This is a genomic window from Halalkalibacter kiskunsagensis, assembly GCF_037027555.1.
Classification (GTDB): Bacteria; Bacillota; Bacilli; order Bacillales; family Bacillaceae_D; genus Halalkalibacter; species Halalkalibacter kiskunsagensis.
In genome coordinates this window covers 90,173-104,808 of the sequence record NZ_JAXBLX010000014.1, presented here as the reverse complement: position 1 = coordinate 104,808, position 14,636 = coordinate 90,173, and the positions used below count along the sequence as shown (strand labels likewise).

14 protein-coding genes and 2 riboswitches are annotated in these 14,636 nt (G+C 38.3%); of the genes, 1 reads left to right on the top strand and 13 read right to left on the bottom strand.

The annotated features are described in order from the left end of the window. Nucleotides 1-24: 24 nt before the first annotated feature. The 10 genes from SLH51_RS10270 to SLH51_RS10225 all read right to left on the bottom strand — a co-directional run bounded on the left by SLH51_RS10270 (nucleotide 25) and on the right by SLH51_RS10225 (nucleotide 9,509). Complete coding sequence (locus SLH51_RS10270) at nucleotides 25-1,149, bottom strand: cobalt-precorrin 5A hydrolase (RefSeq protein ID WP_335961167.1); 1,125 nt, start codon at nucleotides 1,147-1,149, stop codon at nucleotides 25-27. Further along, a complete protein-coding gene (cobM, locus tag SLH51_RS10265) occupies nucleotides 1,146-1,919 on the bottom strand; it encodes a precorrin-4 C(11)-methyltransferase (protein WP_335961166.1) in 774 nt (257 codons plus the stop codon). The genes SLH51_RS10270 and cobM overlap by 4 nt, the downstream gene beginning before the upstream one ends. After that, nucleotides 1,919-2,620 (bottom strand): precorrin-2 C(20)-methyltransferase, encoded by a 702-nt coding sequence (cobI, locus tag SLH51_RS10260; protein WP_335961186.1) that lies wholly within the window; start codon nucleotides 2,618-2,620, stop codon nucleotides 1,919-1,921. Before cobI ends, cobM begins: the two co-directional genes overlap by 1 nt. Continuing rightward, complete coding sequence (cbiE, locus tag SLH51_RS10255) at nucleotides 2,620-3,831, bottom strand: precorrin-6y C5,15-methyltransferase (decarboxylating) subunit CbiE (protein ID WP_335961165.1); 1,212 nt, start codon at nucleotides 3,829-3,831, stop codon at nucleotides 2,620-2,622. Before cbiE ends, cobI begins: the two co-directional genes overlap by 1 nt. Beyond that, nucleotides 3,815-4,927: a cobalt-precorrin-5B (C(1))-methyltransferase gene (locus SLH51_RS10250; protein ID WP_335961185.1), complete on the bottom strand. Its 1,113-nt coding sequence runs from the start codon at nucleotides 4,925-4,927 to the stop codon at nucleotides 3,815-3,817. The genes cbiE and SLH51_RS10250 overlap by 17 nt, the downstream gene beginning before the upstream one ends. 9 nt (nucleotides 4,928-4,936) lie before the next feature. Then, a complete protein-coding gene (locus SLH51_RS10245; protein WP_335961184.1) occupies nucleotides 4,937-5,584 on the bottom strand; it encodes a precorrin-8X methylmutase in 648 nt (215 codons plus the stop codon). Between the two features lie 16 nt (nucleotides 5,585-5,600). Next, nucleotides 5,601-6,380, bottom strand: a complete 780-nt coding sequence (cobK, locus tag SLH51_RS10240) for a precorrin-6A reductase (RefSeq protein ID WP_335961164.1) — start codon at nucleotides 6,378-6,380, stop codon at nucleotides 5,601-5,603. Further along, a complete protein-coding gene (locus SLH51_RS10235; protein WP_335961163.1) occupies nucleotides 6,377-7,246 on the bottom strand; it encodes a sirohydrochlorin chelatase in 870 nt (289 codons plus the stop codon). Before SLH51_RS10235 ends, cobK begins: the two co-directional genes overlap by 4 nt. Before the next feature lie 20 nt (nucleotides 7,247-7,266). Beyond that, nucleotides 7,267-8,907 carry a precorrin-3B C(17)-methyltransferase gene (gene cobJ, locus SLH51_RS10230; protein WP_335961162.1) on the bottom strand — a complete coding sequence of 547 codons (1,641 nt, stop codon included), beginning with the start codon at nucleotides 8,905-8,907 and terminating at the stop codon, nucleotides 7,267-7,269. Between the two features lie 218 nt (nucleotides 8,908-9,125). Continuing rightward, nucleotides 9,126-9,509 (bottom strand): (2Fe-2S) ferredoxin domain-containing protein, encoded by a 384-nt coding sequence (locus SLH51_RS10225; protein WP_335961161.1) that lies wholly within the window; start codon nucleotides 9,507-9,509, stop codon nucleotides 9,126-9,128. Between the two features lie 150 nt (nucleotides 9,510-9,659). Continuing rightward, a riboswitch (cobalamin riboswitch) is annotated at nucleotides 9,660-9,843 on the bottom strand. Between the two features lie 199 nt (nucleotides 9,844-10,042). Continuing rightward, nucleotides 10,043-10,226, bottom strand: a riboswitch (cobalamin riboswitch). Between the two features lie 344 nt (nucleotides 10,227-10,570). Here SLH51_RS10225 and SLH51_RS10220 point away from each other — a divergent pair. Beyond that, a complete protein-coding gene (locus tag SLH51_RS10220) occupies nucleotides 10,571-11,752 on the top strand; it encodes a GTP-binding protein (protein WP_335961160.1) in 1,182 nt (393 codons plus the stop codon). Between the two features lie 97 nt (nucleotides 11,753-11,849). Here the strand turns inward: SLH51_RS10220 and SLH51_RS10215 are convergent, their stop codons facing one another. The 3 genes from SLH51_RS10215 to SLH51_RS10205 all read right to left on the bottom strand — a co-directional run bounded on the left by SLH51_RS10215 (nucleotide 11,850) and on the right by SLH51_RS10205 (nucleotide 14,632). After that, on the bottom strand, nucleotides 11,850-12,242 hold the full coding sequence (locus tag SLH51_RS10215; protein ID WP_335961159.1) for a (2Fe-2S) ferredoxin domain-containing protein: 393 nt from the start codon (nucleotides 12,240-12,242) through the stop codon (nucleotides 11,850-11,852). A gap of 169 nt (nucleotides 12,243-12,411) precedes the next feature. After that, the gene (locus SLH51_RS10210; protein WP_335961158.1) at nucleotides 12,412-13,578 is read right to left on the bottom strand and encodes an FAD/NAD(P)-binding protein; all 1,167 of its coding nucleotides are present in this window, start codon (nucleotides 13,576-13,578) and stop codon (nucleotides 12,412-12,414) included. 55 nt (nucleotides 13,579-13,633) lie between these two features. Beyond that, nucleotides 13,634-14,632 carry a CobW family GTP-binding protein gene (locus tag SLH51_RS10205; RefSeq protein WP_335961157.1) on the bottom strand — a complete coding sequence of 333 codons (999 nt, stop codon included), beginning with the start codon at nucleotides 14,630-14,632 and terminating at the stop codon, nucleotides 13,634-13,636. Nucleotides 14,633-14,636 lie beyond the last annotated feature (4 nt).

Genomic DNA, 14,636 nt, shown 5'->3' with positions numbered 1-14,636 from the left:
TTTTCTTAACTGAACTCCAACTTTCTAATAAGGAATAACGGCAACTGATATCGTTACATTACCTGATTTTTTCTTAATAAGAGACAACGACTCTGCCCCACTATACAAACGAGCTGCTGGTTCACTCACACCATAGGCTCCCGTAAATTTAAACACAGTTTCAGAAGGATCATCAATTTGCATACGATTTAGTTCTTCTGCTGAATAACAAGTAAATTCCCAATTGTATTTTTGTGATACAGCAAGTAACCCTTCTTCATCTTTTTTTAGATCAATTGAACAAATGGCTTTCACGCTCTTAATCGAAAATTGCAATTCATCTAATGTATCACAAATGACTTTTTCAATTTCTTCCATTGATGTACCTCTGTTACAACCCATTCCAATAACGATTACCTTCGGACGATAAAGAACGCCATTAAATAATATTTCTTTTTCGTTATTATTCAAATTTCTATGAGTCACAACTAAAGCTGCATTCGGTTTCGCTTCTAATGCTTCTTCAATCGTTTCATAAACTTTGATTGTCTCCGGGAGTGGTCGATCGTAAGTCCACCATTCTTTTTCCCCAGATTCCTGAATAACAGCCACTTGCTCTTCATTTACGACTGATGCACTGACCGGAGTTAATTTTTCTCCAGATTCCCAAACCCAACCAAACCGACTACCAAATAAGTCAACAGGAATCGTTTTTTGAACATCCGATGCTGTCGTAATGACTGGTGTTGCACCGAGTAACTCAGCTACTTCCTTTGTTAATTCATTAGCTCCACCTAGATGTCCAGATAACACGCTAATTACATGCTCTCCCTTATCATCAATAACGACAACAGCAGGATCAGTCTTTTTGTCTTTTAAAAGAGGTGCAATCATTCGGACAACCGCACCTAATGATACGATCATGATGATGCCTTTATAAGACTGAAAGAGCGATGGCAAAAGTAATCGTACATTTCCTTCAAATAACGAAATATGACGCCTCTGTTCATCTCCTCTTTCAAACTTACTCATATAAAATAAATCTGCCTGTGGGAATGTCGCATGTAAGCTTCGAGCAAGCTCAACTCCATGCTTTGTAATCGCTACAACTGCATAAGTACTTTTTTGCTCTAGTGCTACTTGCTTTCCTTCTTCTAAAACGAGTGTCATTGTTTCACTCCTTTTCGAAATCCGTGCGTAAATTCTTTGTCATAAAGCTTTGATTTAAAATCTTTATCATGAATATTTGAATCTAGTGCCCAGCCCGCTAGAATCATCGCTTGCTTTCGAATTCCATTCACACGCATATCTTCATCCAAACTCTCAAGTGTTGAACGAACTACTTTTTGGTCTGGCCATGTTGCCTTATATACCACCCCAACTGGTGTATCTTTGCTCCAGCCTGCAGCCAAGAACTCTTTTACGATTTTCTTTGTTAAGGTCGCACTTAAAAATAAAGCTACCGTGCAATTGTGTTTTGCTAAATCTCTTAGCTTCTCTGCTTCTGGAACAGGTGTACGTCCTTCCGCACGAGTTAAAATCACCGTTTGAGTCAGTTCAGGAATGGTCAACTCAGCACCTAGCGCAGCTGCAGATGCAAATACAGAGCTAACACCTGGTATAATTTCCACTTTTACGTCTTGCTTATTTAAAAGAGCGATTTGTTCCATAATGGCTCCGTAAACGGATGGATCACCTGTGTGAACACGAACAACCTTCTTTCCCTCTTGGACACGTTCAACCATGACTTCAACCATTTCCTCAAGATGCATACCTGCAGTCTTAATGATCTCAGCTTCAGGTTTCGCTCTTTCGATTAGCTCTGCGCTGACAAGTGAATCCGCAAATAAAACAACATCTGCTTCTTGCAGCAACTTCAAGCCTTTTACCGTAATTAAATCTGGATCTCCAGGACCGGCCCCTATGATTGTTATTTTCATTATTTTCTCACCACCATTAGCGTTAAATATTCTAACTCTGCTCTCTCCAACTCTCGAATATCCCAAACAACCTCTTCATCAGACGTTACCTTCGTTACAACAGAAGATTTGTCTAATAAATCTAGGTCACGTAAAACGTCAAGCATTAGATCCATTACTTTTGCTACTTTAATAAAGATGACACAGTCATTTTCTACAATCGCTTTTTTCATCGTTTCATAATCATCTCGTGCAGGCACAATCGCAACGTGGTCATCCCCTTCTGCAAGGGCAATACCGAGTCTTGAAGCCGCACCATTAATCGATGAAATTCCAGGTACCGTCTTGATTTCCACTTCTGGATGACGCTCTTTTACGAGATTCATCATATGAATGAACGTACTGTATAAAAGAGGGTCACCTTCTGTAACAAAGGCAACATCCTTCCCTATTTTAAGATACTCCCAAACTTGATCAACGGTATTTGACCATTCACGTTCTAAAATAGTAGGATCTTTTGTCATCGGAAATACAAGTCCTAACATTTCTTTTTCTCCTGGTGTTATGTACACATCAATAATTCGATGAGCGTAGCTTTTGCTTCCTTTTCTCTTTTTTGGGTATGCGATAACATCTGCTTCTTTCAATTTTCGAAAAGCTTTGATCGTAAGTAATTCTGGGTCTCCGGGGCCTACTCCTAAGCCGTATAGTGTTCCGGTCATCATGATTCCCCTTTCTTATGTTGTGCTGTGATGATATAAATAGGATTTAATGCATCAAATCGTGTTAGATTTAAGATTGGTTTACTTCTTGAAATTTGAGCAAGTGTAATCATCGTGTCAAACCCATTGTTTTTAAAACCTTCAACTGCTTGCATTAAATTTTCAATGGTGACGGCATTTAAAACGATTCTTCCTCCCTTTTTTAATCGAGAACAGCAGGTTGATAAAATATCATCCATACTCCCTGCTGTTCCTCCAATAAAGATCGCATCAGGATCTGGGAACGTTTCTAACTGGTCTGGCGCCTTGCCTTGGACCGCTGTGAAATCCGTTCGAAATTTCCCCTGATTAAGTCGGCAATTTTCTAAATCATGTTCATTTTTTTCGATCGCAAACACTTGACCTTCTTTGGCAATCAGGCAAGCCTCAATAGCAACAGATCCTGTGCATGTTCCAATATCCCAAACCGTACTGTTTTCACGGAGGTTTAAAGCCATTAAACTTAACGTTCTAATTTCTTTTTTCGTCAATAACCCTTTTTCTGGTTTTCTTTGATGAAATTCTTCGTCGTCAATTCCCATGCTCCACGTCTTTACTTCTGCTGTCTTTTGAAGAATCACAACGTTAAGTGGCGAAAACTCCTTTGTCTCCATCTCCTCAAGTTCATAAAAAGCGTACCGTTCATTTTCACCACCAAGATTTTCAGCAACAAATGCTCGGTACTCATTCATCCCAAATGAACGTAAATAACGAGCAATTTCAGATGGGTTATTCTCGGCATCTGTTAAGAGTGCTACTTTTTCACGTCCATTTATTCGTTGGGCAAGTCCTTGTATACTTCTGCCATGAACGCTCGTCACATAGGCATCTTGCCAACGCTCATTCATTCTAGCAAAAGCAAGTTGAATTGAACTTACATAAGGATAGATATCTACATCTAGTTTTTTAGCTAAGTAACTTCCAATTCCGTAAAACAACGGGTCACCAGATGCTAAAACTACGATTTTTTTCTTTTCTTGACTTAAGTAGCTAACAAGCTCTGATAATTTCCCTTTTATGATTCTTCTCTCACCTGAAAAATCTGAGAAGAAAGATAATTGCCTTTCGCCCCCTACTAATATCTGACTTTCATAAATCCATTGTTCATAAATTGGAAGAAGACTTTTTTTCCCCTCATCGCCTATTCCAATAATCTTAATCTTCTCTGCCATCTATACCTGCCTTTCCAAGAAATGCACCCTTCATCGAGTACAGACTTGTTTCAATCAAGATTCCACCGGCAACTTCTTTTAATCCAGATGTACAGCAATAGTCACAAAGGATCGTAAAGAATTCCTTGTATCCATGTTCAAGCATTAGATCTCCTACTTGTGAGGCCGTGTTAGCAGCAACAACCTTCTCAAGTAACTCTTCATCGGTTACACCGGCATCACGCGCTACATCCGCTAAAAAGTTAAAATCAACTGGAGCACTTTTGGAATGAACCATCATCACTCCTTGTGCCACTTTCGAAAATTTCCCCATCATTCCAACTAAGGATACAGTTTTCACACCTTGTTTCTTACATTGTTTTAAAGTAAATCCAACAAAATCCCCCATCTCAATAAACGCCTCTTCCGGAAGTTGGGGGTATTGTTGAATCCCGTATTTTTCACTTCGTCCACCAGTTGAAATTACGACGTGTTCACAATTACTTGCTCGAGCTACACTAATCGCTTGAACAATACTAGCCATATAAGCAGAACTAGAAAATGGAATAACTGTTCCTCTTGTCCCAAGGATCGAGATTCCACCAATAATTCCAAGACGCTTATTAAGAGTCTTCTCTGCCATTTCTTCGCCCCGAGGAACAGAAATGATGATATTAATTCCCCTTTGAATCCCATACGAGCTAAGCACTTCTTTAGCCGTTTCACAAATCATTTTTCGTGGCACTGGATTAATTGCCGCTTCTCCAACAGGAACAGGGAGCCCTTCCTTTGTTACACGCCCGACCCCAACACCACCATCGAGAGTAATGCCCGGCTCCTTCGACCAGCTCACCATCGCTTTAATTAGAGCACCATGAGTGGCATCTGGGTCATCACCAGCATCTTTTATCGTTGCAGCTTCAGCAAAATGAGGCTCAACGATACAACTATCCATTTCAAAAGTGGCAAATTTCCCAACTGGTAAATAGATTGTTGCATCCACCTGCTCTTCACTTGTAATAAGAGCTACAAGTGCTGCTTTGGTTGTCGCCGTTGCACATGCACCCGTTGTAAAGCCTGAGCGCATCTCTTTTTTGTCTTTCTTTTTTGCTTTCATGTTCATCTTTTATGCCTTTTCAGCTAAGAGTGAAATTGCGTTTAATGCTGCAACTGTAATCGTACTACCGCCTTTTCTGCCAACATTTGTAATGAACGGTACATCTAACTTTGCTAATTCTTCCTTTGATTCAGGAGCTGATACAAATCCAACCGGAAGTCCAATGACTAAACTTGGCTTTGCATATCCTTCTTTAATCAAGCGAATTAGCTCAAGTAAAGCCGTCGGTGCATTCCCGATCGCAAAAACCCCACCGTCAAATTGTTGGATTGCTTTTCTCACTGAAATAATTGCACGTGTCGTATTTAAACGTTTCGCCTCTTCCATTACATCAGGGTCAGAGATATAAACATTCACGCTTCCACCATGTTTTTCAATTCTCCCTTTACTTACACCGCTAAGGATCATTTGGACGTCAGCATATACTTGTTCGCCTCTTTTGATAGCATTTATTCCTGCTTGTATTGCTTCATCATGAAAAAGCATACTATGGCCTAATTCAAAGTCAGCAGAAGCATGAACAACACGTTGTACCACTTTATATTGACGTTTTGTAAATGCATGTTCACCAAACTCTTCATCAATCATGTTAAAACTTTTCCCCTCAATTTCTTGAGGTTGTACGGTTAATGGCTTAAATTCAGTATGAAAATCCATCATAACGTCCTCCATTTCATAAATTACATTTAGTTTTTAGAACTCCATTTATATGTATAAGTACATCTGAAAAATCAGAATAGACATTTCCATAATTAATCTTAGGTCTTTTAATCATGATCGTTTCAATACCCAGTTCAATTGCTGCTTCTAATTTTTCATCAACAGACCCGGCTTTTCCACTTTCTTTTGTAATCATCGTTGTGACACTGTATTGTTTGTAAAGGGCCTGATTAAACTCTTTTGTAAAAGGACCTTGTATTGCTACGATGTCTTTTTGCGGAAAATCTAACTGCTGACATTTTTCCATATTATCTTTTCTTGGAAGCATACGAGCAATGACACGAATGTCAGGCTGATTCAGTAGTTTCTCAGTAAAAATCTGAAGTGTTTTGCTTCCGGTCGTTAGCATGATCACGCCTTTTTTTTCAAATGCTTTTTCTGCTGCCAGGGCGTAGTTATCGACCATCGTCACTCCTTTGCCTTCATGAGACTGTGATTCACGTTCATATCGAATATAGGAAATACCCGCTTCTTTAGCCCCTGTTAATGCATTTCTACTAGCTTCTTCTGCAAATGGGTGACTTGCATCGACAACAGCCTGAAAACCCTGTTCTTTAATGACTCGGACAAAATCCTCACTTGTAAGGCGCCCTACATAAACATCAAGTCCCACCTTACGTAATTCTGTCGCAGCATTTTCTGTGACAACGGTTGTTAGTAGCTTATGTCCAGATTGCGTAAGTCTAATAGCCAACGCTCTAGCATCACTTGTTCCTGCTAAAAATAGAATCATAGTTTTGAAACCTCATGGTGGTGGTGATCATGATCGTGGTCGTGATGATGGTGATGATCAATATGCTCCATTGCTGCAATACGATATTGACATATGTCACAATTCATCTTTACATCACCTTGTATAGTTTCCTCAATTCGATCTTGAATAATGGTTTGTAACCTAGTGTGGAATCCAAAGTAACCAGCTAGCTTAAATTCAATTTCCGGGTAGTCTCGTTCAAAATCTCCAAGCATTGTTTCTAGGCGCTTAATTAAAATACCAGTAAATAAAAAGTACGGTAGTATGACAATTTTCTTCGCACCAAGTTTGATACAGCGTTCTACTCCCTCTTTTATGAGTGGATCAGTTACTCCCATAAAAGCTGGTTCTACGAACTTATAATTTAGCTTTTCCCATAATAAACGAGTGATTTTATAAAGGTCACTATTTGCATCAGGGTCACTTCCGCCTCGACCTAACAAAAGAACAGCAGTATCAGAATCTTTTTCATTTATGTTCTCTCCAACTTCTTCTAAACGACTTTTACAAATTTCGATTGTTTCCTCATGAATTCCAAACGGTCTTCCATAAGTAAACTGAACTAGAGGATAGTTCTCTTTTGCTTCATCAATAGCTGCTGGGATATGAATCTTGGAATGACCCGCTGCTAGCAACATAAGTGGAATAACATGGACGCTCACTGCTCCCTTTTCTACACATACTTGAATACCTTGTTCTATCGTCGGTTTCTCAAATTCAAGAAAGCAGGTTTCTATAAGAAGTGCAGGGTCTAACCTCGGCTCTAACTCTTTGATCATTTGCCTTACTTGTTCATTTCCTTCAGGATCTCTACTTCCGTGTCCAACTAGTAAAATTGCTTTCATATAATTCACTCCTATCTGATTTAGTCTCCACACGGAGCTGGTTCAATTTCAATCTTTGGTGTCATATCCTTGTATGTATATCCTTGAATACTTCCTACTCGTTTAAAGTACTTAAAAAGTCTTTCATTCGGATGACCTTTCTCTTTGTACTCGCATATAATTTTTTCAATGAGCTCAACAATTTGATCCGGCTGAATGCCCTCTGCCACTGGCTGACCAGCATGAGCTGTTCGGCCAACCGTTTTTGCCCCTAAAAACAAATCAAACTTTCCTTTTCGAAATATAATACCGATATCGTCATTAACCGCTCCATAACAAGCCATGCCACAGCCATTGAATCCAACCTTCAACTCTTTTGGTAGTTCCAGGCCACTTAACTTTTGATGTAATTCTTCTGCATATGGAATCGAATCCTTTTTTTCACCTTCACAGAAATCACATGCTTTTAATTGAAAAACATCACCAAGAGGTTCAAGAATAAACCCGACGCTTTTTAATTTTTCCGTAATAACCTCTGGAGTAGCGGTTGGAATTCGTAGATGAATTTGGTGATGAGGTGTATACTCCATCGTTCCATCGTCACCAACTACTTCAGCAAGGGTCATCATTTGTTTCGGAGTGAATTGCTTGTTTGCAACCCCCGTACTAACCGCAAGTTCAAAAATAGAGACAACAGGGTTATTTACCGTTTTCTTTTCTAGTAATTGATTGGACGTACCTTTCACTTTACTAAGTGCCTCTTGGGCAAGTTCTAGAGACGTCTTCTTAGGAACAATCGTTTCAACTGCTGTGGCAGCCGTTTGATCCTTTGCGAGGTCCAAATCATTTTTGCCTTGGTGCAATGCCCATGGTTCGTTTTCATGTCGTAAACGTTCATGCGGCTTTAATCGTTGTTCTGTTGTATGTAACGTATACTTGCGTTGGTATCCCCTAGGTGTAATCATTTTGTTATCGTAGAGAACTGTAGATGAATTTCCGATAACAACCGTTGTTAACATCCCAATATCATAGTTGAGCATATTTTCAAGGTCTGTAATGACAATATGTTCCCGCTCACGATAAGCACTTTTCACAAGACCTACTGGTGTTTTCGGAGAACGATACTCAAGTAGAATTCTTTGAGCCTCTTGAATCTGTCTCGTTCTCCGACCACTTTTTGGATTATATAAACTAATAACAAAGTCAGCTTGTGCGGCTGCTTTAATTCGTTTTTCAATAAGTTCCCATGGAGTTAAGTGGTCACTTAAACTAATCGTACATGAATCATGCATAATCGGTGCTCCTAGTAAAGATGCGCAAGAGTTACTTGCAGATACACCTGGAATAACCTCGACACTTACCCCGGTTGCTTCTGTCCATCCTTTTTCAATTAACACCTCATAAACAAGTCCTGCCATCCCATAAACACCAGCATCACCACTTGAAATGACAGCTACAGTTTTCCCTTCTTCCGCAAGACGAACGGCTGCCTGCGCTCGACTCACCTCTTCGGACATACCCGTACTAATAATTTCTTGATCTGATAATAAATCTTGTATCAAATCAACGTATGTTTTATAGCCAATAATGCAATCACTTTCTTGGATAGCTGTTTGTGCCCTGTTCGTCATATGATCAAAACTTCCGGGACCAAAGCCGATAACAAGTAATTTTCCAAGCATTATGCATACCTCCTTTTATAAGATGCCGTTTTAAAAAAGTTAGTATTTACTTTTTTGAACAACATCAATGCAATGAGCGTAGCCGCTGTAAATGGTGAGAGAAGTGTCTCTCACCTTAAGTATGCTATGAGTGGGTTTCTCATAGCATGTGCACAGCGAGCTGAGCTATTGCTTCACCTTTTTGAATATACTCTCTTAGCTCAACAAACAAGAACAAGCTATACCTTTGTCTTCTCCACTTTCGAAACGCCCTTAATTCTAGCAGTCGTATTCTTTGCTATCATTTCACTATTTTCAAAGTCATAAATTAAAGATTTTTGTAAGTCAACTGACGGATCAACATGGCTTTTAATAATAGAGCGCCCGATTTCTGTTGAAGTAGCTGAGTACCAATTTCCTTCAGGGTAAACAATAACAACACACGCATCCTTACAGCGCCCATTACATCTAGTACGCGATGTATGAATTTGTTGATCTAATTCAAGATTCTCTATTTCTTCTCGAATGGCTACAGTAATTTCTTCCCCATCCTTCCTCATACAGCTAGATCCATTACAAACCAGAACATGTTTTTTTGTACCTGTTAAATTCCAAGTAGTCATCAATCTATTCCTCCTAAAATACTTCGATAATTTATTGATGTAAACGAAAATAAAAATACACCTCTATCAATAGATAGAGGTGCAGATAAATGGCATACGAATATAAGTAGCATCTATTCTACACTTCTCTACCTATGACCCGTAGGTATTGAAGCAACTAAAACAAAGGCAGGTCTCCTGACTTAGGTTCATCATTTCATTGCGCCTTCCCGATATACTCAGTGACTTTAGACAATGAAATTCCCCATTACAGTGGCGGGACCGTGACGGATTCACACCGTACTTCCCTTTTAAGCATAACCAGTGGATATGCACCTTTGTTTGGATTCTTAATTTAAATTATAGTTCGCGCGTTCTAAAACATTTACAGTGGTTTTTAACATGAACAAACTCATCAACACGTCAGTAGCGTGCTGCTTTTCCTCTTTCAAATAAAAATACACCTCTATCAATAGATAGAGGTGCAGATAAATGGCATACGAATATAAGTAGCATCTATTCTACACTTCTCTACCTATGACCCGTAGGTATTGAAGCAATTTTAAACAAAGGCAGGTCTCCTGACTTAGGTTCATCATTTCATTGCGTCTTCCCGATATACTCAGTGACTTTAGACAATGAAATTCCCCATTACAGTGGCGGGACCGTGACGGATTCACACCGTACTTCCCTTTTAAGCATAACTAGTAGTTATGCACCTTTGTTGTTGCATTTTTTTAAAGTCATTTTTTCAATGGTTTTAACATTTATTTCGATATATATATTATCAGGACATTAAACTGTAACTGAATTCGTTGTTATCTAAACAAAAAGAGTAGTTTAACATTCAATGTCTATTAAACTACTCTTCAGTATATTTAGCAAGTATAAATTTTGTACAAGTACTTTAAAATTGTTTAATTTCAAAAAAAAAATCCTTCTATTTACAAAATGACAAAAGAAAGATAAAATTTAAATCGTAATAATTACTATTTAAAACAATATGTAAATGGAACTATTTCACTTACATTAATATTTATACATGATTGTATGTGTAAAAATTTAAAAGGAGGATTTATTTAATGAAAAAAGTGCCTGTTACTGTACTAAGTGGTTATTTAGGGTCCGGTAAAACAACTTTACTAAACCACATCTTAACCAATCGTGAAGGGTTGAAAGTCGCTGTTATCGTAAATGACATGAGTGAAGTGAACATTGATGCTAAGCTTGTGAAAGACAATGGATTTTCGAGAACGGAGGAAAAGCTAGTAGAACTTCAAAACGGCTGTATTTGCTGTACTCTTCGTGAAGACTTAATGCAAGAAGTCGAGAGAATTGTTGATGCAGGAGATATCGATTATATCGTAATTGAATCGTCGGGGATTAGTGAGCCTGTCCCTGTCGCTCAAACATTTACGTATATTGATGAAGAAATAGGTGTAGACTTAACGCAAAAATGTAAGTTAGACACAATGGTAACCGTTGTTGATGCAAATCGTTTTTGGGATGATTATGCATCAGGTGAATCGTTACTTGACCGTAAAGAAGGTACAGATGAATCTGACACTCGCGAAATTTCAGATCTGCTAGTCGATCAAATTGAATTTGCCGATGTGATTATTCTTAATAAAGTTGAAATGTTAAAAGAAGTAGATAAAAATGAGATACTAAATTTCATGAGGAAATTAAATGCAGACGCTGATATTATTCCTACATCATTCTCTAAGGTAGAATTGTCTTCTATTTTACATACAGGCAAATTCGACTTTGATAAAGTGAGTCAATATGCTGGATGGATTAAAGAATTAAATGAAGAGCACACACCAGAAACGGAGGAGTATGGTGTCTCTTCCTTCGTTTACCGAAGCAGAAAACCTTTCCACCCCGAGCGTCTAATGAACTGGCTGGAACATTGGCCTGTTGATGTTGTACGAGCGAAAGGATTCATTTGGGTCGCATCAAGAAATCAGATGGCTGGCTTGATTTCACAGTCTGGGTCTTTAGTTACCATTCAAGGTGCTGGAGAGTGGGTTGCAGCTTACCCGGAAGAAGAAAGACAGCAAGCCCTGCTCGAGGAGCCTGAGCTACAAGCAAAGTGGGACCCAGAATTCGGTGATCGAATGACCGAATTAGTCTTAATTGGTATTGATATGAATCATGAACAAATTAGAGGTACCCTTGATCAATGTTTATTAACAGATGCTGAGATGACTTCAGATTGGACTAAACTTCCTGATCCACTTCCACAATATATTGAAGCATAAAAAGAGATCACATAAATCTTTTATTTGAATGTTGAACAAAGGCTGTTGAGACAATTGACCTCAACAGCCTTATTATTTATAGATTTCTATGAAAGAGTTATAACTTTTTTGAAACTTTCTTAACTATTTCCCCGTCTTTTTCAACTCCTAGAATCGTTCCTTCACTTGGTTCAAAGCACCTCCCATTAAATGAATGACTTACTTTGTCTTCTAGCCCCTTTCCTGTCATTAGTGATTCAACAAAACGTGGTGCATCTTCACTAGCCATTTCCTTATACCAATGACCATCGGGATAGGTAATCAGGACACATTTATCTTGACAGCGTCCATTACAAAGCGTTCTTGATGTATGAATGATAGGATCTAAACCTTTAGCACTTATCTCATTTCTTATTGATTGAGTTAATGCTTCTGCCCCTGCTTTATTGCAACTACTTCCATTACAAATAAGAATATGATGTTGAGTATCCGTTAAATTCCATGTAGCCATCTCTTCAGCTCCTTCTAACAAGACTTTTCGATAATAGAAATCATTACGTTTTATATTCTGCAAATATATTAACCAAGTGAACTCTTAATTATTATTACTAAATAATTGCATGTCTCCTCAGATATTAATATGGATTGATTGCCCCTATTACTTTATTTACTATTGCTTTTTACAATTGAACAATTTTTTCAGCTCCTCTACGAGCTCCCGAAATATTTCGGGAAACAGGTCCAATAACAAGTTCGGCAAGCGCTCCTATGACATATAAATTCTGTCCCCACTCTAAGGAACTCTCAGAAATAATCGGATAGCCACATGTTGCACAACGTAACCCTTCACTCTCTATCGTTGAGGTTAACCAATCGAATCCCGGTGGAGTAGCATGAAATCCGGTTGCTAACAGGATACGATTTGCCACCATCGACTTCATTTTAAGCTCTACTTTTATTTCACCATTCTCATAAGACGCTCCGGAAACCTCATCAATGAAAATATCCAGTCGTCCTTCTCGTTCTTCTCTTAAAGCCTGTAATTTTAATTCTTTTGGGATCGAACCTCGGTATCGAGCTTTACTAATCATTTGTCTTCTCTGGCTAAGATTAGTAACCTTTTTAAATGAATTCATATATTTCGGTCCGAGCCAGCCAGGATCAGAATCAAATGGTTGTATACGGAGTGGATGTCTTGTTAGCAGTTTTATCCTCCCAGGATGTATTTTACTCAGTTTTAGTGCAGTATGTATGGCACTTATCCCTCCACCTACAATTAAAATTTCTTCTGTTTCTTTAACCTTTGTATTGGTATGATCATCGTAAATATGATTGATAGCCGCTCCCTGGTTTTGTAATTCATTTGCCCAGAAAGGCCAATAAGGATGGTCACTTAATCCCATCGCTAACACAACATTTTCACTTTCAAACTGTGTGCCATCAGATAATTTTATTTGCCAATGTTTCCTTATTCTCCTTAATTGTTCAACCTTTCCTTGAATCCAACTTTTCTGTAATTGAATATCATGAAAAAGTGATTCACAATGCTTATTAAAGAGGGTGATAGCTGGTCTATCATAAGGACCATAATACTGAGCATACGGCTTACCACTTTCTGACTTTGCGAACTTTTCAAGTGAAAATGGGTCAATATCAAGATGGTGGATTGATGGTGAGCGCAAATATGGCATTGCAATTGTATTTGTACACCTTTTCCAAGTAGATAGGGGCTCTGGATGCGGATCTACTATGGCAAGATTTGATGTTGTTGTACGTTTTGTTTTCAATAAATAATTTGCCAGGGTGCATCCTTGAATGCCGCCCCCTATTATTGTCCATTCCAACAATTAATGTCACTCCTACTTCACGTTTGAGAAGATTTTTATTACGTTAATTTCCGAACTATACTGAAATACACTTTTCAAATTGTTCTTGAAACCATTGTTCATCTAACTCTTTTCCGATAACAACCATTTCACTTATCCTCTTTTCATTAGATTTCCACTCTCGGTCAGCATTGCCGGCAAACATCATATGAACTCCTTGAAATATGACTCTTTTTTCTAGATTTTTGATATTAAAGATCCCTTTATAGCGATACATATTTGGGCCAAGATTTTGAATGACTGTATCCATCCACTTTTCAACTTTTGCTAAATCAAGTGGGTCATCTGACCTCATCACAATAGCTTTGACACTGTCATCATGATGATGGTGATGATGCTCATCTAAAAAGTTGGGTGCTATTTCTAGTTTTTGGTCAATGTCAAATGAATATATGTTAAGAATTTTCTCGATCTCTATATGCCCATATTCTGCCTGTTGAAATTGAGCAGATGGATTCATTCTTCTTAATCTATTTTTCAAACTGGTCAGCTCTTCTTCACTAATTAAATCTACTTTATTCAATAAAAGCACATCAGCAAAGGCTACCTGTTCTTGTGCTTCATGAGAGCTGTCTAGCTGCTTGTGGGCATGGTAAGAATCAACCACTGTCACAATCGAATCTAAATGGTAGTACTCAGAAAGAGAAGGGTCAACGAAAAATGTTTGAGCAACAGGACCAGGATCTGCCAATCCGGTCGTTTCAATAATGACTCGGTCAAAATTGAATTGCTGTTGCCCTTTACGATTCATCCTTTTCTCTTTTAAATCATGTAGAATTCGAAGCAAATCTCCACGAACAGTACAACAGATACAACCATTATTCATTTCAAAGATTTCTTCATCTGCACCGACGACTAATTTATTGTCAATACCTACTTCTCCGAACTCATTTACAATTACGGCAACCTTGTTTCCATGATTTTCTGTTAAAATATAATTTAACAATGTTGTTTTTCCAGCCCCAAGAAATCCAGTTAAGACAGTTACAGGGATTTTCTTACTTTTACTCATCATGTTA

What these genes read in the sequence shown, in the direction of transcription:
- SLH51_RS10220 (WP_335961160.1), top strand. Translation starts at nt 10,571, where the DNA reads ATGAAAAAAGTGCCTGTTACTGTACTAAGTGGTTATTTAGGGTCCGGT.
- SLH51_RS10215 (WP_335961159.1), bottom strand. Translation starts at nt 12,242, where the DNA reads ATGGCTACATGGAATTTAACGGATACTCAACATCATATTCTTATTTGT.
- cobM (WP_335961166.1), bottom strand. Translation starts at nt 1,919, where the DNA reads ATGAAAATAACAATCATAGGGGCCGGTCCTGGAGATCCAGATTTAATT.
- cobK (WP_335961164.1), bottom strand. Translation starts at nt 6,380, where the DNA reads ATGATTCTATTTTTAGCAGGAACAAGTGATGCTAGAGCGTTGGCTATT.
- SLH51_RS10235 (WP_335961163.1), bottom strand. Translation starts at nt 7,246, where the DNA reads ATGAAAGCAATTTTACTAGTTGGACACGGAAGTAGAGATCCTGAAGGA.
- cbiE (WP_335961165.1), bottom strand. Translation starts at nt 3,831, where the DNA reads ATGGCAGAGAAGATTAAGATTATTGGAATAGGCGATGAGGGGAAAAAA.
- SLH51_RS10245 (WP_335961184.1), bottom strand. Translation starts at nt 5,584, where the DNA reads ATGGATTTTCATACTGAATTTAAGCCATTAACCGTACAACCTCAAGAA.
- SLH51_RS10250 (WP_335961185.1), bottom strand. Translation starts at nt 4,927, where the DNA reads ATGAAAGCAAAAAAGAAAGACAAAAAAGAGATGCGCTCAGGCTTTACA.
- cobI (WP_335961186.1), bottom strand. Translation starts at nt 2,620, where the DNA reads ATGACCGGAACACTATACGGCTTAGGAGTAGGCCCCGGAGACCCAGAA.
- SLH51_RS10205 (WP_335961157.1), bottom strand. Translation starts at nt 14,632, where the DNA reads ATGATGAGTAAAAGTAAGAAAATCCCTGTAACTGTCTTAACTGGATTT.
- SLH51_RS10270 (WP_335961167.1), bottom strand. Translation starts at nt 1,149, where the DNA reads ATGACACTCGTTTTAGAAGAAGGAAAGCAAGTAGCACTAGAGCAAAAA.
- cobJ (WP_335961162.1), bottom strand. Translation starts at nt 8,907, where the DNA reads ATGCTTGGAAAATTACTTGTTATCGGCTTTGGTCCCGGAAGTTTTGAT.
- SLH51_RS10225 (WP_335961161.1), bottom strand. Translation starts at nt 9,509, where the DNA reads ATGACTACTTGGAATTTAACAGGTACAAAAAAACATGTTCTGGTTTGT.